18 protein-coding genes and 1 other annotated feature are annotated in these 20602 nt (G+C 29.8%); of the genes, 16 read left to right on the top strand and 2 right to left on the bottom strand.

The window, feature by feature from the left end:
- Positions 1-291 precede the first annotated feature (291 nt).
- From CLFE_RS19560 to gatB, 13 genes are all read left to right on the top strand, one after another.
- Positions 292-1053: a TatD family hydrolase gene (locus CLFE_RS19560; protein ID WP_077895351.1), complete on the top strand. Its 762-nt coding sequence runs from the start codon at positions 292-294 to the stop codon at positions 1051-1053.
- A gap of 308 nt (positions 1054-1361) precedes the next feature.
- Positions 1362-2429, top strand: a complete 1068-nt coding sequence (locus CLFE_RS19555) for a resuscitation-promoting factor (protein ID WP_242950946.1) — start codon at positions 1362-1364, stop codon at positions 2427-2429.
- A gap of 163 nt (positions 2430-2592) precedes the next feature.
- On the top strand, positions 2593-3144 hold the full coding sequence (gene rnmV / locus CLFE_RS19550) for a ribonuclease M5 (protein WP_077836106.1): 552 nt from the start codon (positions 2593-2595) through the stop codon (positions 3142-3144).
- On the top strand, positions 3137-3967 hold the full coding sequence (gene rsmA, locus CLFE_RS19545) for a 16S rRNA (adenine(1518)-N(6)/adenine(1519)-N(6))-dimethyltransferase RsmA (protein WP_077836107.1): 831 nt from the start codon (positions 3137-3139) through the stop codon (positions 3965-3967). The genes rnmV and rsmA overlap by 8 nt, the downstream gene beginning before the upstream one ends.
- 65 nt (positions 3968-4032) lie before the next feature.
- Positions 4033-5421 (top strand): hypothetical protein, encoded by a 1389-nt coding sequence (locus tag CLFE_RS19540; protein WP_077895350.1) that lies wholly within the window; start codon positions 4033-4035, stop codon positions 5419-5421.
- A gap of 42 nt (positions 5422-5463) precedes the next feature.
- On the top strand, positions 5464-6165 hold the full coding sequence (locus CLFE_RS19535) for a hypothetical protein (RefSeq protein WP_242951725.1): 702 nt from the start codon (positions 5464-5466) through the stop codon (positions 6163-6165).
- 11 nt (positions 6166-6176) lie between these two features.
- Positions 6177-7028: a YhfM domain-containing protein gene (locus CLFE_RS19530; RefSeq protein ID WP_077852373.1), complete on the top strand. Its 852-nt coding sequence runs from the start codon at positions 6177-6179 to the stop codon at positions 7026-7028.
- A gap of 56 nt (positions 7029-7084) precedes the next feature.
- Complete coding sequence (locus CLFE_RS19525) at positions 7085-7918, top strand: Mrp/NBP35 family ATP-binding protein (RefSeq protein WP_077895349.1); 834 nt, start codon at positions 7085-7087, stop codon at positions 7916-7918.
- A 265-nt stretch (positions 7919-8183) separates the two neighbouring features.
- Positions 8184-10625, top strand: coding sequence for a sugar phosphate nucleotidyltransferase (locus CLFE_RS19520; RefSeq protein WP_077895348.1), 2442 nt, complete (start codon positions 8184-8186; stop codon positions 10623-10625).
- Positions 10626-10691: 66 nt separating this feature from the next.
- Positions 10692-10942 (top strand) — a binding site (T-box leader).
- Positions 10943-10996: 54 nt separating this feature from the next.
- Positions 10997-12289, top strand: coding sequence for an aspartate--tRNA(Asn) ligase (gene aspS / locus CLFE_RS19515; RefSeq protein WP_077895347.1), 1293 nt, complete (start codon positions 10997-10999; stop codon positions 12287-12289).
- 203 nt (positions 12290-12492) lie between these two features.
- Entirely contained in the window at positions 12493-12786 is a 294-nt protein-coding gene (gene gatC / locus CLFE_RS19510; RefSeq protein ID WP_077835687.1) for an Asp-tRNA(Asn)/Glu-tRNA(Gln) amidotransferase subunit GatC, read from the top strand.
- Between the two features lie 13 nt (positions 12787-12799).
- Positions 12800-14236, top strand: coding sequence for an Asp-tRNA(Asn)/Glu-tRNA(Gln) amidotransferase subunit GatA (gene gatA / locus CLFE_RS19505; RefSeq protein ID WP_077835686.1), 1437 nt, complete (start codon positions 12800-12802; stop codon positions 14234-14236).
- A 3-nt stretch (positions 14237-14239) separates the two neighbouring features.
- Entirely contained in the window at positions 14240-15676 is a 1437-nt protein-coding gene (gatB, locus tag CLFE_RS19500) for an Asp-tRNA(Asn)/Glu-tRNA(Gln) amidotransferase subunit GatB (RefSeq protein ID WP_077835685.1), read from the top strand.
- Between the two features lie 160 nt (positions 15677-15836).
- Here the strand turns inward: gatB and CLFE_RS19495 are convergent, their stop codons facing one another.
- Both CLFE_RS19495 and CLFE_RS19490 read right to left on the bottom strand, forming a co-directional pair.
- Positions 15837-17447 (bottom strand): IS1182 family transposase, encoded by a 1611-nt coding sequence (locus CLFE_RS19495; protein ID WP_250944646.1) that lies wholly within the window; start codon positions 17445-17447, stop codon positions 15837-15839.
- Between the two features lie 113 nt (positions 17448-17560).
- Entirely contained in the window at positions 17561-17707 is a 147-nt protein-coding gene (locus CLFE_RS19490; protein WP_169850990.1) for a hypothetical protein, read from the bottom strand.
- A gap of 167 nt (positions 17708-17874) precedes the next feature.
- Between CLFE_RS19490 and CLFE_RS19485 the strand changes: the two genes are divergently transcribed.
- The 3 genes from CLFE_RS19485 to thiI all read left to right on the top strand — a co-directional run bounded on the left by CLFE_RS19485 (position 17875) and on the right by thiI (position 20598).
- Positions 17875-18144 carry a hypothetical protein gene (locus CLFE_RS19485; protein WP_242950917.1) on the top strand — a complete coding sequence of 90 codons (270 nt, stop codon included), beginning with the start codon at positions 17875-17877 and terminating at the stop codon, positions 18142-18144.
- Positions 18145-18307: 163 nt separating this feature from the next.
- Positions 18308-19447: a cysteine desulfurase family protein gene (locus tag CLFE_RS19480; RefSeq protein WP_077894522.1), complete on the top strand. Its 1140-nt coding sequence runs from the start codon at positions 18308-18310 to the stop codon at positions 19445-19447.
- Positions 19444-20598: a tRNA uracil 4-sulfurtransferase ThiI gene (gene thiI, locus CLFE_RS19475; RefSeq protein WP_077835682.1), complete on the top strand. Its 1155-nt coding sequence runs from the start codon at positions 19444-19446 to the stop codon at positions 20596-20598. The genes CLFE_RS19480 and thiI overlap by 4 nt, the downstream gene beginning before the upstream one ends.
- Positions 20599-20602: the final 4 nt, after the last annotated feature.

Here is a 20602-nt window from a genome sequence, read left to right as displayed (position 1 = left end):
GATGATGTTTAGTATAGAATTAAATATTCACATATATAATAACTAGTTATCTATTAAATATAAATATACTTGGTGATATAATAGTAAAGTATTATAATTTGTACAGTTTATAGTATTTCAAAATATTATAAAGTTATGTATATAAGTTGTGAAATTTTTAATATATTCTGACTTTTAGAATATCCTAGAATCGAACCTGTTAAGTAGTGATATTTTAGAAGCTACAATGTAAGAACTTTATTAGAACATAGTTATTTAATATTCATAATTTTTGTGAAAGGAGATTTTTAAATGATATTTGATGCGCATGCACATTATGATGATGAGGAATTTGATAAAGATAGAGATGAGGTCATAAATGAAATTAAAAATAATGGAGTAATAGGAGTACTAAATTGTGGTTCTTCTATGGAAGGAAGTTTAAAGTCTTGTGATTTAGCAGAAAAATATGATTTCTTTTATGCTGCAGTTGGAATACATCCTGAATATGCTGATAAATTTAATGAAGATACTTTAAAAGAAATAGAAGAACTTGCAAAAAAGTCCAAAGTTAAAGCTATAGGTGAAATAGGACTTGACTATTATTATGAGGAAAATCCGCCTAGAGAAGTTCAAAAAGAAGTGTTTATAAAGCAGATGGAATTAGCTAAAAAGCTTAAGCTTCCAGTAATAATTCACGATAGGGATGCTCACAAGGATACTTTAGAAATAATTAAAAAGTTTCCGGAAGTTAAAGGAGAAATTCACTGCTTTTCTGGAAGTGTAGAGTTTGCTAGAGAGTGCTTAAAACTTGGATATTATCTTGGATTTACAGGAGTAGTTACTTTTAAAAATGCAAAGAAGGTTTTAGAAGTAGTTAAGGAAGTTCCACTTGATAAAATGCTTGTAGAAACTGATTGTCCATATATGTCCCCAACCCCAAATAGAGGAAAAAGAAACAGGTCAGATTATATTGAATATATAGTAGAGAAAATAGCAGAGATAAAGAGTGATTTGCCAATAAATGTAAAAGAACAGACTGCTCGCAATGTAAGAAACTTGCTTAATATATAGTTTTGGTGTACAATAAATACATAATTGATTAATAAAGTAAATACCACATGATACTAGTGGTGTTTTTTATTCTTATAAGCGAATGAAAAAGTTATACTTCTAAAGAGTATAACTTTTCATATATTAATAATATAATATCAATCTCATAAATGAAAAATCAGTGAAATTAAACGCTATTATTCTTATTTTTAATATATGCTCAAAGAGCATACTACTGATTTTTGTTTGTATGGGCTTAAAATTTGACATTATTCCAAAATTGTTGTTATAATGTTAAAGACTTTTGCCTTGTGGGGGGAGGTATTATTATGTTAGAAATGCTGAAAAGTAAGTTTGAGTTTAAGTTTAAATTAAACAAAAGCAACTTCAAATCAGATGTTAAAACTTACTTTTCAACTGGTCCTAAGGTATTAGCCAAATTGATGTTGCTTATGTTAGTAATAGCAATAGCAGCTGTTATGGGAATTAGTTCTATGAAGAAAGAAATCACAGTTAATGTGGATGGAAGAACATCAAAAATTGTTACCCATAGGAGTAATGAAAAAAATATTTTGAGTAAAAATAGTATACTGGTAGGACCAAAAGATAAGATTCAACCAGCATTGGACACAAGCTTAAGAAATGGAGACAAAATATATATAAAACGAGCAGTAAACATTGAAGTTGCAGTAGATGGAAGAGTAAGAAGGATTAAATCCTCGGAAAAAACAGTAAGTAAAATGCTTAAAGCGGAGAAGATTGCAATTAGTAAAATAGACAAATTAAATGTTCTAAGAAATTCAGAAATTAAAAGTAATATGAAAATTTCAATAACCAGGGTTAATTCTCAAATTGTTAAGGAAGATCAGCAGGTGGATTTTCCTACTGAGGTTGTCTCAGATGATAATATGGGAAATGATGAAAAACAGGTTATCCAGCAAGGTCAAGCTGGTCAAAAAGAAGTTTTCACAAAAGTAGTTTATGAGGATGGAAAAGCTGTATCAAGAGAAGTAGTAAGAGAGATTGTAAAAAAAGAACCAACAAAGCAGATATTTAAGGTTGGAACACTAGGAGTTTTAAAGCCAGATAGAGGTGGACGCGTGCTTTATAAAAAGTCCATTTCAGCGCTTGCTACTGCATATACTGATGATTTCGGTTTTGGCATAACGGCATCAGGTACGAGAGTTAAAAGAAATTCTGATGGTTATAGCTCTATTGCAGTAGATCCGACAGTTATTCCGCTTGGCACGAAATTGTATGTCCCTGGATATGGTTATGGCATAGCAGAAGACACAGGTGGTGCTATAAAAGGCAATAGATTGGACTTGTTCTTTTCAAGTGAAAAGGAGTGCTATGACTGGGGAGCAAAAAACGTTACAGTATATATAGTTAAGTAGGGAGCTTAGGCTCCTAATTTTTTTTGTATGCCTAAATATATTAATATAGTATAATAATTAAAGTATGAATAAATTATTGAGAATTCAAATAATAATTGGTTTTAAATTAGAAAGGAGAAAGAGAAGAACTTAGAGATATTTTCTAAGGCATTCTTGTACATATATGATTAAAGAAGTTATTGTTGTAGAAGGAAGAGATGATATAACAGCAGTTAAAAGAGCTGTAGAAGCTGAAATAATTGCAGTTGGTGGTTTTGGTATAAATTCTAAAGTTATAAGTAAAATAAAAGAAGCACAAAAACGTAAAGGTGTTATTGTTTTTACGGATCCTGATTTTGCGGGAGAGAAAATTAGGAGCATAATAAGTAAAAGAGTAAAAGGGATAAAGCATGCGCGTATATCTCAAAGTGAAGGTACAAAAGATGGTGATATAGGAGTAGAAAATGCATCACCAGAATCAATAATAAGAGCACTTAAGCATGCTAAATGTGAAATTCAAAAAAAGACTAATGAGTTTACAGTTGAGGATATGATATTTTTTAAACTAGTAGGAGATCCAGATTCTAAAAAGAGAAGAGATTTAGTTGGTAATGAATTAGGAATAGGTTATTCCAATGGAGCACAATTTTTATCTAGGTTAAATAATTTTGGTATATCTAAAGAAGAACTTATAAATGCTGTTAATATTGTTAATAGGAGATATGATAATGAATGAATTTAATACAAAACAAATAGTAAAAAAATATAATTTTAAATTTTCTAAAAGGTTAGGTCAAAACTTTTTAATTGATGATACTGTATTAGAGGATATAGTTGAAGGTGCAGAAATAGATAAAGAAGATTTTATTATTGAAATAGGACCAGGAGTAGGAACTCTTACAAGAAGGCTTTTAGAAGCTGCTAAAAGAGTTTGTGCTATAGAACTTGATGAAAGTTTAATACCGATAATAAACAATGAAATGAAGGAATATGATAACTTTTCATTAATACATAATGATGCTTTAAAGGTTAATTTTAATGAATTAATAGGTGATGAAAAATCCGTTAAATTGGTTGCAAATCTTCCATACTATGTAACTACACCTATAATATCTAATCTTTTAAATAAAGGATATAATTTTAAATCTCTTACAATAATGATTCAAAAAGAAGTTGGAGACAGAATTGCAGCAGAACCTGGTAAAAAGGATTATGGGGCTCTTACGCTTCTTGTTAAATATTATTGTGATGTTAAAGTGATAAGAGTAGTTAAGCCAACATGTTTTATTCCTGAGCCAAAGGTTGATTCTCTTGTTATAAGATTAGATAAACTTGATGAGCCTAGAGTTAAGGTTAAGGACGAAAAAATGTTTTTTAGTGTAATAAGAAGTTCCTTTAATATGAGAAGAAAAACATTATGGAATGCTATGAAAACTTTTAAGCTTTCCAAAGAAAAATTAGAAAAAGTATTTGAAGCGGCTGAAATTGATCCTAAACGACGTGGAGAAACGCTTTCAATAGAGGAATTTGCAAAACTAGCAGATGAAATGTTGAAGTAATTATTCATTTTTTAAATAAAACTCTCATATATTATATTAAATAAATTTTATGGGAGGACACTGACTTGAGCCAGAAAAAGAATTATAGCAGAAGTTTCATAATTCTTCAAGAAAATGAAAAGGGATATGGATTATCTTCTGATAAGCTTCCTACAGGTTATGCTAAAATTGAAATAAAAAATGGTAAGTGTAAGATATCCTTTTATGTTCAAAATTTAAAAAAGGTATCTAAACCATATAACATGCTTTTGGTGTGTAATAAAAAGGACACAAAAAAAATAATCAATCTAGGTAAAATTAACATAGATGAGTATGGAAGGGCTGAAATAAGCAAAGAATTTGAAGAGAGTGATGTTGCTGGTAGTAAAATATCTATAGATAAAGTAATAGGTGCATCTATTTCTCAATTTATAGAAGATAATATTATTGTGGTAATGAGCGGTTTTAATGCTTCAGATGTATCTGATTCCTGGAAGACATATCCTTTAGTGCAAATGAACAATGAAAGTTCTAAAAATAAAAAGGAAGAGAATAAAGAAAAGAATACTAATTCTAATGAAAGAAAATCAATTAATAATCCTCAAGATTTGAAGAGGAATATATTTGATAAATATGAAGAAAAAATAGAAAAAGAAAAAAATGAAAATGAAGAGAAACCTAAAGATAAAGAACAAAAAGTAGATATTAAAAAAAATGCGGATGAGAAGCCTGAGGTTAAAGAAGCTGTAAATATCGAAGAAGAGGTTTCGAAGGAAGAAACAAAAGTTGATGAAAAAAATATAGAAGATCAAAGAAATGAAAATGAAAGCAATGAAAAAAATATAGAAGATCAAAGAAATGAAAATGAAAGCAATGAAAAAAATATAACAGAACAAAAAAATGAAAATAAAAGTAATGAAAAAAATATAGAGGAACAAAGAAATGAAAATGATATTCATGAGAAAAATATAGAAGAAAAGAATGAAGAAAACTTAGAAGAACAAATAAGCGAAAATGAAGGCGATAAAGAGGAATTTGAAGATTTTCCTAGTGGTAAAGTAGGGGAATTCTTTAGAGGACTTACTGATGGGCTTGAGGATTTAGGAGAAGCTTTTTCAGATGTTAAAAATTGTAGATGGTATAAAATTTCCTCAGAATATCAGCAAAATATGTTCGATTATCAAAGCTACAATAGATATACAGTTATATACTATCCAATGCTTATGTATTATCCATACATCCAAAAATATGGACACTATTTAATGGGATACAAATATGACCATAAAGGAGATATGAAGTATATTGTATATGCTGTTCCAGGAACACGTAGAAGAAGAGAGCAACCTTTTGATGGTAAAACAGGCTTTGTTTCATGGATTCCACTTGTAAATGGAGAAGAAGAAGAGGATTCACTGGGATATTGGCTTATGTTTTATGATTTCAAAAACTCAATTATAGCTGTACCTAAAAGATAAAAAATATATAAAAAGCGATATTTTAAATTCGTAGGTGATAATATGAAGTTTATAGTAGTAGATGGTAGGAAACTAGGGGCTATAATAGTAGTAGTTGGGCTCATGCTTGTGTTATTTGGAATAGGGAATAATTTTAATGATAAAATAAGATCTACAGCATATATACAAAGTAATTTAGGACAATTAAAAGAATATAAAGTAAATGAGCTCGGCTTAAGTTATATGCTCCCTGAAAAGTGGGAAACTGAGACAGAAAAATTTAGTGGTGGAGAGATATTGTATCATAATAATTTTACAGATAAAGCATCAGGAATAAATGGTTTTGTAGAGGTATGGAATATTAAACAAGATTTAAAAACATTTCTAAATAACAGTAAGAATGCTAGCATTAAGCAAAATGTAGTTGAGAATTATAAATTACAAAGCGTTACAATGAGTGTAGGGCAGGGATATTTTGTTCAATATATTATAAAAGATAAGTACGAAAAAGGCTATGTTGCTAATGAGTATTTTATAAAAAGTGGTAAAAACTTTGTAAGGTTTGCCTTTTATGTAGAACAAGATAAGTATAAGAGTAGTATGCAGCCAGTTTTTAAGGCAATAGTAGAGACATTAAAATATGAAAAGAGTGTAAATTTCATTGATAAAAGTCAGTTTAAGTATTATAATAGGAGAAGTCAAATACTTCTTCTTTTTTTATGTCCAGGTTATAGAAGAGGAGTATACAATACTAACTTCAATTAGGGGGTATTCAGTTGAAGCATAGAAGGCTTTTTAGCTTTTTTTTAATTATGATTTTTAGTTTAGTTTCATTTACTGGTTGTGAAAGTATAAGTAATAGTATAAATAAAGCACAGGTTAAATTAGGTTTTAAAAATCAAGACTTTGAATACATAAAACAAGGAAAAATAAGTAAAATAGTCATACAAAGCACAAGAGATAATGGTTTCAGATTTGTTGTTACAGATAATAATGTAATTAATGAAATATATGATATGCTTTCTACTGCAAAGCCAGTACCTAAAAAGACAACTTTAAGACCGGATTATACTTTTCAGTTATATAAAAATGATAAAAAAGTTTATGCTGTATTTAATTATGTAGCTGGAGTTGACAAGAAATATGGTGGAGGAAACTTTTATAGTGGAAATAAGAGTTATATAGTTTCAAATAGAATAGATAGTGATATAATTAAAAACTTCTGGGAAATAGACGGAACAAGAACACTTGTAAACTTTAATCAGGTCTATTATAAAATGGCTTTAAATGCCATTAGTAAATATATTACTTATAGCAAAGACAGTAATATAGGTATAGAAATTGACAATGATGTTGAGGCAGAGAAATTTATCTCATCTACTGATTTAGAGGATTTCAAGAAAGAACTTCCTTCAGGGGTTTCTGTTATAGAAAGTACTGAGGATGATAGTAATAAAGATGTTACTTTAAATCTCAATACTGAAGGTTATGATCAAAAAATTTATAAGTGTATAGCTACATTTAACAATAAAAAGACACTGGAACAAAAAAAGTACTACATGATCGGAAAATATAATAATGGTTATTGGAACATATCCGTACAAGAAACTAAGCCTAAAGATTTTTAGGCTTAGATATTTTCTTTGGGAGAATTAAAAAGCATAGCCAAATTAGGAGGAACAATATGAGTAAGTGTGATAGTTGTGCTAGTAAGAGCAGTTGCAGCAGTAAGGAAAGCTGTTCAAGTATAGAATGTAAGTATGGTAATATAAAAAATATAATAGGTGTTATAAGTGGAAAAGGTGGAGTTGGAAAATCTACTGTTACAGGTATTCTTGCTGTAAAGTTGAGAAAAAAAGGATATAAAGTTGGTGTTCTTGATGGTGATATAACAGGACCATCTATGCCAAGAATATTAGGTATAAATGATAAGAGAAGTCTCATTGTACAAAAAAAAGGAAGCGAAGATGTTAAGTTTGTTCCAGTTGAAACTGAACATGGAATAAAGGTTATTTCCCTTAATTTAATGATTGAAAGTGAAGATCAGCCAGTTATATGGAGAGGACCAGTAGTAAATAATGTTTTAAATCAAATGTATACTGATACTGAATGGGGAGATTTAGATTATCTTATTATAGATATGCCTCCAGGTACAGGAGATGTGGCGCTTACTGTAATGCAAAATATACCTTTAAGTGGAATGATAATAGTATCAACACCTCAAGATATGGTATCAATGATAGTAAAAAAAGTAGTTACAATGGCTCAAAAGATGAAGGTAAATATGCTTGGTGTTGTTGAAAATATGTCATACATAGTTTGTAATAAATGTGGAGATAGAATGCGTGTATTTAGTAAAAAATCTGCTAAAGAACAGTCTGAGTATCTTGGACTTCCACTAATATGTGAAATGCCTATAGATTTAGAGCTGGTTGACAATTTAGAAAATGGTACAGCAGAACAATATATATATAACAGTAATGAATACGATGAAATTTTAAATGATGTAATTAAATAAGGATGAATTTTAAAAATAAGGATTAGCCATTTATGGTTGATCCTTATTTTTATTTTAATTAAATAATTGGAAATTTGCAAGCATATAGTAAATATAATGATTATATATGGAAGTTTAACAAAAGGGTACAGTTTAGTATATGAATAAAGAAATGTAAACGTTAATAACTTTTCTTTACTTTAGTAATTGTTAATTTAAATAAAACTAGAATCAGTAGATGATATATTCAAAAAAGTAAGATGTGTGAAAATGAGGGGATGTTATAATGAAAGCCATTGTCATGGCAGGAGGTCAGGGTAAACGACTTAGGCCACTTACTTGTAATTTACCCAAACCTATGATGCCAATTGGTGAAAAGCCTGTACTATTATATATTATAGAGCTTTTGAAAAAACATGGAATAAAAGAAATCGGAATTACACTGCAATATCTTTCTGATGAAATAATGAACTATTTTGAGGACGGAAAAAAATTTGGTGTTAGCATAAATTATTTTATAGAGGAAAGTCCTTTGGGGACAGCTGGAAGTGTAAGAAATGCGGAGGAGTTCCTTGATGAAACCTTTATCGTTATAAGTGGAGATGCATTGACCAATATAGATTTAACAAAGCTTTTAGAAAGTCATAAAAGTAAAAATGCGATGGTCACTATTGCTTTAAAAAAAGTTGATATACCCCTTGAATATGGAGTTGCAATAACAGATGAGGAGGGAAGAATAAGTAATTTTATAGAAAAGCCTGGTTGGGGAGAGATATTCAGTGATAAAGCTAATACAGGTATATATGTAATGGAGCCGAAAATTTTTTCTTTTTATAATAAAGAGAGGGAAGCTGATTTTAGTGAAGATGTATTTCCTAATCTTCTAAAAAGTGGTCAGAAAATTTATGGATATATAGAGGACGGATATTGGAGGGATATAGGTAATATAGAGCAGTTTGTAAAGTGTAATTTTGATATATTTAATAAAACCTATGAATTTCAGATAAAAGCTGCAGAAGCTCGAAATGACGTGTGGTTAGGAAAAGATGTAACAATAAGTCCTGGCGCTAAAATAATTCCACCGGTTTATATTGGTGATAATTCGGAAATCCGTTTTGGGGCAGAGGTAGGGCCATTTGCCATTATAAGTAGAAACAATATAATATCAGAGGGTGCTAATATAAAAAGAAGCATAATATTTGAAAATTGTTATATTGGAAATAATTCAGAGGTTAGGGGTAGCGTAATTGGAAACAATGTTCAATTAGGAAGAGGAGTATGGACTTTTGAAGAATGTGTTATAGGCGCTGGAAGTATGATCGGAGAAAGAAGTGTTATAAAAGCTGGAGTTAAAATATGGACGGACAAGGTTATTGGAAGTAAGAGCATAGTAAAAACCAATGTTGTGTGGGGAGAAAATAGACGTAAGATATTTTTTGGTAAGAATGGTATAAGCGGTGAAATAAATGTGGAATTTACTCCGGAATTTGTTTGTAAATTAGCATCTGCTTTTGCAGCTAATTTAAAACAAAATTCAAAAGTTATAGTATGTTCGGATAGCAATGCTTCTTCTATAATGCTTAAGTATTCATTTATTTCAGGACTTTTATCAATGGGGATAGAGGTGTTTTCAGCCAAGGAAATGATTATTCCTATGTTTAGATTTTCTACAGCCTGCTTTAAGGCTGATGCTGCTGTGTATATTTGCTCCAGCGAATATGATAAGGAAAAAGTAAATATAATATTCATAGATAAAGATGGAATAATGATATCAAAATCAATGGAAAAAAAAATAATAAACAGCTTTATAAGAGAGGACTTTAGAAGGACAAAGCCTAATAATTTTAAAGGTGTAAAAGAACTTGAGGATTTTAGATACTATTATGATGCTCATATTAAGAAAAACTTGGGCTTAAAGGAGGTAAAGAATAGTGATATAAAAGTTATAATATCACTGTCTAATAAATTATTAAAGGGTATTGTTCAGGATATATTTTCTGATCTTAAAATAAAATATTATATCTACGAAGACTTTGATAATTTAGATAAGTTAAAAAAAGAAGTTGTTTCTAGAAAAATGGATTTTGGAGTGCATATAGGATATAATTGCGAGGAAGCTATTTTAATAGATGAAAATGGCAGTATTTTAACTTCTCAAATGTATGAAAGTATAAAGGCAAGAATACTTATAAGTGTATATAAATTTAAGACTATAGTTGGACCTGTAAATTCTTCAATTGCATTGGAGGAGATTGCCAAAGGATATAAGTGCAAATATGTTAAATCAAAGCTCTCAGAAAGATGCATTTTTAATGAATATATTATTAATGAAAGGGATAAAAATATAAGGGAAATTCTATTTTCATATATTTCTAGTATGGATGCCTTGAACATAGTGGTAAATATAATTAACATTATGGTTAGATGCAGTATAAAAATATCTGAATTAGTAGAAAAAATACCCAGCTATATTTTTAGAGAAAAAGAAATAGCATGTTCTTGGGATAATAAAGGAAAAGTAATGAGGAGTTTGATAGAAGAGAATATATCAAAATCTATAGAGCTTATTGAGGGAATAAAAGTAAACTATGAAGATTCCTGGGGACTTGTTATACCTGATTCAGGTAAACCTACATGTAAAATTTATGCTGAATCTAACAATGAAGAAAAAACTAATAAAATAATAAATAAATTTGAAAGTGAAATAGAATTGTTTATGAAAAAATAATAAAAAACTATTGATTTTATTTTTAGTTAGTTTTATAATGTAATCATCATTTAATATTAATTTTATAAAATTACAGTGAAGGAAAGAGTAAATTTAATTGAGTTCCCAGAGAGCCGGGCTTTAAGCTGTGAACCGGTAGCGAGGTTAAGTTGAAGAACATTCTGGAGTAGTTAACCAAAATCTTTTTGAAAGTAGGCTTAAACGGACGTCCACCGTTAAAGGGAATAGGTATCGATGCCATATATATGACATTCGTACTGATAAAGTTAGCATTTTTGCTAAATAGGGTGGCACCGCGTTATATAATCGCCCCTATACCAGTTTGGTATAGGGGCGATTTTTTATGTTATAAAAAAATGGAGGGCTATGTTATGAAAAAATTTTACGTTAAAGATGTGTTCCTTATGAACGAAGGAGAAGAAATAATACTTAAAGGTTGGGTTCATAAAATTTATGATTTAGGTCATGTTAACTTTGTAAGGCTTAGAGATAAAACGGGTATTGTTCAGCTTGTAGCCGAGAAAGAGCAATTAGTAGGTCTCAGAAATGAAGCATGTATAAAGGTAAAAGGAACTTTAAGTAAAAATGATAAAGCAATTAATGGAATGGAAGTTCAAGTTAAAGAAATAGAAGTTTTAGGTAAAGTCTACTATGATAAATTACCTTTTGATATAAATGGTCAGAAAATAAATGCGGCGCTTGAAACACAATTGGATCACAGAAATGTAAGCTTAAAAAAACCAAGTGTAATGGCAGTATTTAAAATTCAAGAAGAAATAGGCGAATGTTTTAGAAAATTTTTAAAATTGAATAATTTCACTGAAATTCATACACCTAAAATATTAGCTTCAGGAACAGAAGGAGGAAGTGAATTATTTACAGTAAATTACTTTGATCATAGAGCATTTTTAGCACAAAGTCCCCAATTTTACAAGCAGATGATGGTTGGTGTTGGCTTTGAAAAAGTTTTTGAGGTAGGTCACGCTTATAGAGCAGAACTTCACAACACTTATAGACATTTAAATGAATATGTAAGTTTGGATGCAGAAATGGGTTTTATAGAAGATGAAAATGAAATAATGGATCTTGAAGAAGGTTTCATGAACTATTTATTTGAAAATCTACGTGAAACGTGTGCTCGTGAACTTAAAATGTATAATATAACTTTACCGGAAAAAGTAAGTATACCAAGAATTCCTTTAGCTGAAGCACAAAAAATAGTTTATGAAAAATACGGTAAAAGATCACCTAAAGGAGATTTGAATGCTGAAGGAGAAAGATTATTTTCTGAATATGTAAAGGAAAAATATGATAGTGATTTTGTATATCTCACGAAATATCCATTATCTAAAAGACCTATGTACACAATGCCAGATGATACAATCGAAGGAGCATCAAAGAGTTTCGATTTAATATATAAGGGACTTGAAATAACAACTGGAGGACAAAGAATTCATGACCATGATATGTTAGTTGAAGCAATAAAAAATAAAGGATTTAAACCTGAAGAATTCGAATTCTACACAGAAAATTTCAGATACGGAATGCCACCACATGGAGGTTTTGCCATAGGACTTGAAAGATTAACAATGCAAATTTTAGGACTCGATAATATAAGAGAAGCATCCCTACTACCAAGAGACATGAAAAGAATAACACCATAATCCTATAGAGGTTTGGGCGGAGCCCATTAGACTCTTGAACTGAGAGAAATCACTCTCTTGAAAACAAGAGGAAAGCAAATAAAATAAAAAACTAATATAGAGGTTTGGGCGGAGCCCATGTTTTAGCACTTGAAGTAAAATATTAATAAAAAAGCTAAATTAATACACTGATTTAGTTAGAGTAAAGTATAGGAGTGATAATTTTGAGTAATAAACATGTTGATATAGATACTGTTAATTATATTGCTAAACTTTCAAAGCTTAAATTTACAGAAGAAGAAGCAACTAAGCTTGCGGGGGAATTTGAAGCAATACTTGGACATTTTGAAACAATAGATAAAGTTGATTTATCAGATATTAATATAAATGAATTTGATGATGTTAATACAGAATTTAGAAAAGATATTCCTAAAGTTTTTGAAGATAAAAAGAAATTAATGCAAAATGTTAAAAGCTTAAGAGATGGTGCAATAGAGGTACCTAAGATAATAGAGTAGGGAGGATTTAACCATGGATATACTTGATATGACAGTAGAAGAATTGAGAGCTGCTATTTTAGATAAAAAGCTTAAATCAGAAGATATTGTAAAGGCTTATTTTGAAAATATAAGAGAAAAAGATCCAGAAATAAATGCATACATAACTTTATGTGAAGATTATGCACTTAAAGAAGCTAGAAATGTGGATAAAAAAATTGAAGCTGGGGATAAGGTTGGAAAACTTGCAGGAATCCCAATTGCAATAAAAGACAACATATGTACAGATGGAATAAAAACTACATGTGCATCAAAAATGTTATATGATTTTGTTCCACCATATGATGCCACAGTAATAAAAAAATTAAAAGCAGAAGATGCAATAATAATAGGAAAAGTAAACATGGACGAATTTGCTATGGGTTCCTCTACTGAAAATTCAGCTTTCAAGGTTACTAAAAATCCTAGAGATATAACAAGAGTTCCAGGAGGTTCTTCAGGTGGATCAGCAGCTGTAGTAGCAGCTAAAATGGCACCAATATCCTTAGGTTCTGATACTGGGGGATCAATAAGACAACCAGCGGCTTTTTGTGGAGTGGTAGGACTTAAGCCAACATATGGATTAGTATCAAGATTTGGGCTTATAGCTTTTGCATCCTCACTTGATCAAATAGGACCATTAGGAAAAACAGTAAAGGATTGTGCTAGCCTTTTAGATATAATTTGTGGAGAAGATGAATTAGACAATACAAGTGCTAAGGGTCAAAAAAAGGAAGACTATCTTGAAGGAATAGATGATGGTATTAAGGGCATGAAGATAGGAATGCCAAAAGAATTTTTAGGTGAAGGATTAGATCCTGAAATAAAAGAATGCGTAGAAAATACAATTGAAAAGCTTAAAAGTCTTGGAGCGGAGGTAGAGAGCATGACTCTTCCTATTACAGAAGAAGGGCTTTCGGCTTATTATATAATATCATCAGCAGAAGCTAGTTCAAATTTAGCTAGATTTGATGGAATAAGATATGGATATAGACCAGATGATTTTGAAGATGTATATGATTTAATGGAAACTACAAGATCAGAAGCTTTTGGAGATGAGGTAAAGAGAAGAATAATGCTTGGAACTTATGCACTTTCTTCAGGATATTATGATGCTTACTACAAAAGAGCGTTAAAACTTAAAAAGAAGATAAAAAATCAATTTAAAGCTGCATTTGAAAAATATGATTTAATTTTAAGTCCAGTTTCACCAGTACTTCCATTTAAAATAGGTGAGAAAAAATCAGATCCTTTAGAAATGTATCTTGCGGATATATACACAGTAAATATAAATCTTGCTGGAATACCTGCAATATCATTACCTTGCGGCGCTAGTAAAGATGGAGTTCCAATAGGTCTTCAACTTCTAGGACCTCATTTTGGAGAAAAGAAAATATTTAAAGCAGCGAGAGCACTTGAAAAGGAGAGATAAAAAATGAGTTATGAAACCGTAATTGGTCTTGAAATACATGCTGAATTAAGTACAAAAACTAAAATATTTTGCAGCTGTTCAACTGAATTTGGTGCAAAGCCAAACGAACACACATGTCCAATATGTATGGGACTTCCAGGAACTCTTCCTGTTTTAAATGAAGAGGTTGTACATCTTGCAGTAAAAGCAGGAGAAGCACTTAACTGTAAAATAAATCAGTTAAATAAAATGGATAGAAAAAATTACTTTTATCCTGATTTACCTAAAGCTTATCAAATATCACAGTTTGATCTTCCTATTTGTGGTGGAGGATATGTCGAGATCCAAACAAAAGACGGTATAAAAAAAATTAGATTAAATAGGATTCATATAGAAGAAGATGCTGGAAAACTTGTACATTTGGAGTACGAACCACATTCACTTATAGATTATAACCGTGTAGGTGTACCACTGATAGAAATAGTTTCAGAACCTGATATGCGTTCACCAGAGGAAGCGGTTGAGTTTATGAAAACACTAAGAGCAATGCTTCAATACGCTAACATATCTGACTGTCGTATGGATCAAGGTTCTATGAGGTGTGATGCTAATATATCTTTAAGAGAGGTTGGAAGCAAGGAGTACAACACTAAGGTTGAGATAAAAAATATAAACTCCTTTAGAGAACTTCAAAAAGCTCTTGAAAAAGAAGAAAAACGTCAAAAGGAGCTTTATGACTTCAATGAGGGCTTTAGAATAAAACAAGAAACTAGAAGATGGGATGCAGGTAAAGGTAAAACAGTTACAATGAGAACTAAAGAGGATGCAAATGATTATAGATATTTTCCAGAGCCAGATATAATTCCTATAGTTGTAAAGGATGAGCTTTTAGATGCGGTAAAGGGTGAAATGCCAGAACTTCCTGTACAAAGAAAGGCAAGATTTAAACAGCAGTATAAGCTTACTGATAAGGAAATAGAAATTTTGGTTGAAGATAAGGCATTGGCTGATTATTTTGAAAAGCTAACAGAAGCGGGATGTGAAAGTAAAACAGCTTCAAACTGGATACTTGGAGATATGCTTAGATTAATGAGAGAAACTGAAACAGATTCTAAGGCTATACCTGTAAATGTTAAAGATATGAATGAACTTATAGAAATGATAAAGAAGAAAGAGATAAGTAACACTGCGGCAAAAGAAGTATTTGAAGAAATGTTTAAAACATCAAAAGAACCTAAAGCTATTGTTAAAGAAAAAGGACTTTCACAAATTAGCGATGAAGGTGCTCTTCAGAAAATGGCTGAGGATGTTATAAATAGCAATGAAAAATCAGTACTAGATTATAAAGCAGGTAAAAAGCAGGCAATAGGATACCTTGTAGGTCAAGTAATGAAGCAAAGCAAGGGAAAAGCAAACCCACCAATGGTAAAAGAATTACTTGAAAAATTATTAAATGCATAAGAAAAAGGGAGTGTCGCAAAATGATTAAAATTAATCATGAGCGATGCTCTTTTTTTGTTTAAGCTATAAAATTGCCTAATATTTTAAATACTATATTAATTATTTGAATTTCCATGAGATTTTGACGCACTAAAATAAACCTAACTATATTATTCCATAATTAGGAAATAGTTTTTAATTCGTGAAGATACTTTTGAGTTCTTTCATTTTGGATTTTTAAATGTAATTTGTTAATGTTATATCCAAAACAAAGCAAAATAAATTCAGTTTTTACACTATTTTTTCCACGTGTTAAAAATCTTTTGAATTCATAGTCGCTTTTTAAAATTCCAAACGCACCTTCAACTTGAATAGATCTGTTCATTCTCAATTTAGTTCCCAATTCAGTTTTGATATTGTTGTATGAAATTTGACGCTTTTTAATAAAAGTCTTTGAAACCTGCATTTTTCGGTTATTCTTTGCTTTTGTGCACTTTGATTTCAAAGTGCAGTTATCGCAATTTTCACATTCATAAACAGTAACCTCAGACGTATACCCACTTGCAGATTTTTTATGAATAATATATGATGGGAATAATTTTCTATTATTATGACAAATATATGTATCTGTTTTAACATCATATTTCATATTTTCACGCTTACTGATGTCGTTTTTAAAACTTCTTTTTTTCCATTTCTCATAAGTTTGAGGTTTTATATATGGTATTTGATTATTAGACTCTAAAAACAAATAGTTTTCTTCACTTTCGTAACCAGAATCTGCAATCACATTAGTATATTTATGACCAATTTTTTCTTGCATATTAGTAATCATTGGTATTAATGTTGCTATATCATTTCTATCATCAAATACTCCAACACCAGTTACATATTCACTATCAACTGCTATTTGTACATTATAGGCAGGTTTTAATTGACCATTTCTCATATGATCATCTTTCATATGCATGAAAGTTGCATCAGTATCAGTTTTAGAATAGCTATTTCTTTTTGAAAATATTTTCTTACTTAAATTATATTTTTCTTGTCTTTCTTTATATTGTGATAGTTGTTCTATCCACTTTTGAATTGCAGTTTTTCTTTTACCGATTCCATGAACAAACTCTATATTTCTTTTTTCTTTTTCAAATAAAAGCCATTGAAGAATTTTGTTTATATCATCAATCAAAGTTTCTCTCTCAATAGTGAATTTCATTAATCTTTCAAGATTAATGGTTTTAACAAGAGCAATAATTTTATCAAACATCTTACCTTCATTTTTATAAATAGCTTTCTTCCAAACAAAAGTATATCGGTTGGCATTTGCCTCAATTTTAGTACCATCGATAAATACATTTTCAAATAATAATTCTTTTTCTTTAGCTAAATAGTTAACTTGTTGATAAAATAAATCTTCAATCACTTCATTTGAAAGATATTTTTTTCGAAATCTACTTATAGTAGCGTGATCAGGTGCTTTAAAGCCTTGAAGTAGCCATTTGAAATTTATATCTCTTTTGCATGCTTTTTCTATCTTTCTACTTGAATAAATATTTTGAGAATAAGCATAAGATATTATTTTGAACATGATTTTGGGTTCAACTGCTGATTTTCTTCCTATGGAAGAATACGCCTTGTACAATTTTTTATAATTTAATCCCTCCAACAAATAGCTTAGCAAACGAACCGAATCATCTTCTGGTATTAAGTTTTCTAAATTTAATGGTAATATAAGTTGCAAATTATCATTAAATTGATTATAATTTTTTGTGTATAATTTAGTTACGTTCATAATTTAATTATACAATCAATGTGAGTTCTTCGGAACTCACATTTTTTATATACAACAAAGGAGCTATTGCAAAACTATTTTTTAGTTTTGCAACAGCCCCTTTTTTCTTAATACTATTTGTTTCTGTTACTTTTTCTATCTTTGCTATCAGAAGATATTTCGCTTGAAGCTTCTACATTCATTTTGTTTAAATCATTTTTTGCATTGTTTCCATTGTTGTTGTTATTGTTTCTTTGTTTCTTGCCATCTCTTTTTGCCATTTTAAAGGCCTCCTATATAATTAAAATTTACTACACTATAATTGTTCCCAAAATCCAAAAAAATATAATTAATAGATTATTAATACTTTCTTAAGTGATATTATATACTACTTATAAAAAGTTGTGCTATAATACATGTATAAAGATTGAGAAAGAGAGTGATTAGAATGAGTTTTTTAAATAAAAATATATTTAAGACTATAGCAGTTTTGGCTATAATAATTTTAGCAGCAATACTATTTATAAAATTAGTTCCTTATATAATAGTAGCTGGACTAGCTATATGGTTAATATTAAAGTTTACTAAAAAAGTGGACAAAACAAATAAAGATAAAGATTATAAGATTAAAAATGATAGTTTTAAAACTCAAAATACTGGTTTTAGCAATGAAAAGGAAACTATAATTGATGTTGATTATACAGAAGTTAAACACTAAATCTTTTCATTATATATATAATAAAAAAATATAGGGGCACTGAAAGTTTATTGATTTTCAGTGCCTCTTGACTTATACATAATGTTGACATTCTTATATATATGTTTTAATATTTATCCTGGGAAGTAGTGTGAATTTTTATACTTTAGAGAAAGTGGTGACTATGGTGGTTTACTTTGATAACAGTGCAACTACAAAGCCTCTTTTGGAAGTTGCAAATATAATGAAGAAACTTTTTTATGAATATTATGGAAATCCGTCCTCTCTTCATTTGTTTGGTAAGAGGGCTGAAGATAAATTAATAGAAAGTAGAAAAACTTTAGCAAAAACGCTTGGAGTTTCTCAAAATGAAATAATATTTACCTCTGGTGGAAGTGAGAGTAACAATTTTTTAATAAAGGGTTTTGCTAAGCCAGGAAATCATATAATAACATCTAAAATAGAGCATGAGAGTGTACTGAATACCTTTAAGCAGCTTGAAAGATTTGGAGTTGAAGTAACGTATTTAGATGTAGACAGTGAAGGAAAAGTAAAAATTGAAGAGCTTAAGGAAAGTATTAACAAAAATACCGTTCTTGTAAGTATAATGCATGTAAACAATGAAGTTGGTGTAATTCAAGATTTAAAGAAGATATCATCAATTATAAAAGAAAAAAGTACAAGGGTAAAATTCCATGTAGATGCAGTTCAAAGCTATGGAAAAATAAAAATAAATCCTAAGGAAATGGGAATAGATTTGCTATCTGCAAGTGCACATAAAATATATGGACCAAGGGGAATAGGATTTGCTTATGTGAGAAAAGGTCTTATGCCAGATCCACTTATATGTGGAGGAGGACAAGAGTTTAATTTTAGATCAGGGACTGAAAATGTACCAGCCATTGCAGCTTTTGCTTATGCAGCTGATGATATAGCTAAAAAGATGAACGACAACTATAAAAAGGTAGAAGAGTTAAAAGAGTACTTTATTGGTAAGTTGGAACAAATAGATGGTGTTAAAATAAACAGCAAAATTGGAAAAGACTATCTTCCACATGTATTAAATGTATCCTTTAAAGGGGTTAGAGGAGAGGTTTTTGTACATGCACTAGAAGAAAAAGAGATATATGTATCAACAGGTTCTGCATGTTCATCAAAGAAAAACCAAAAGAGTCATGTGCTAATGGCGCTTGGACTTGATGATGCTGAAATTGATGGTGCCATAAGGTTCAGTTTTTGCCCTGAAAATACCTTTGAAGAAATAGATTATACAGTATATAATATAGAAATGATACTTAAATTCTTAAGGAGATTAAAGATATGAATAAACTATTGATGGTAAAATACGCCTCTGAAATATTTTTAAAAGGATTAAATAAAAATAAATTTGAAAAAATACTTAAAAATAATATAAAAGCAGCTCTTAAGGGAATAGAATTTGATTTTGTATTTGATTCTGGAAGATGGTTTATAAAAACAGAAGATTTAGAGGAAGCTGTAGAGAGAGTAAAAAATGTTTTTGGAGTAGCTGAAGTTTGTATCGTTACAGAAATTGAAAATGATTTTGAAGTTATAAAAAGCTTAGCACTTTTAGAAGTTAATGAAAGTGCAAAAAGTACTTTTAAGATTGAAACTAATAGAGCTAATAAGACATTTCCAATTAACTCAATGGATGTAAATCGTGAAGTTGGAGCGTATGTACTTAACAATAATAAAGACGTTACTGTAGATGTTCATAACCCAGGATGTCTTGTAAATATAGAAATAAGAAATAAAACTTATGTATATGGAAAGAGAATTAGGGGAGTAAACGGAATGCCATACAAGACAAACGGACAAACTCTTTTAATGCTCTCAGGGGGAATAGATTCTCCTGTCGCAGGATATATGATGGCAAGACGTGGAGTTGAAGTAAGTGGAGTATATTTCCATAGTGCACCATATACAAGTGAAAGAGCTAAGGATAAGGTTAAAGATTTGGCTAAAATACTTACAAAGTATATAGGAAGAATGACTTTGTATGTAGTGCCTTTCACTGATATTCAAATGCAAATAATTGAAAAATGTAGAGAAGATGAGCTTACTATAATAATGAGAAGATTCATGATGAGTATAGCTTGTAGAATAGCTGATGACAAGGGTATGCACTCTGTAGCTACAGGAGAAAGTATAGGACAAGTAGCAAGTCAAACAATGCAAGGCTTAGTTGTAAGTAATGATTGTGCAGATAGACCTGTATTTAGACCTTTGATATCAATGGACAAGATTGACATAATGGATATATCAAGGAAAATTGGAACTTATGAAACATCAATTCTTCCATATGAAGATTGTTGTACTATATTTGTTCCTAAGCATCCTAAAACAAAACCTATTTTAGAACAAATAAGAAAAGCTGAAAGTGTTTTAGATAAAGAAAAGCTTATAAATGATGCGGTTGAAAATACGGAAGTGATAGAAATAGTTAATGATTAAAATA

This window comes from Clostridium felsineum DSM 794 (assembly GCF_002006355.2).
Lineage (GTDB): Bacteria > Bacillota > Clostridia > Clostridiales > Clostridiaceae > Clostridium_S > Clostridium_S felsineum.
The sequence above is the reverse complement of the archived record's forward strand: the minus strand, read 5'-3'. Positions and strand labels throughout refer to the sequence as shown.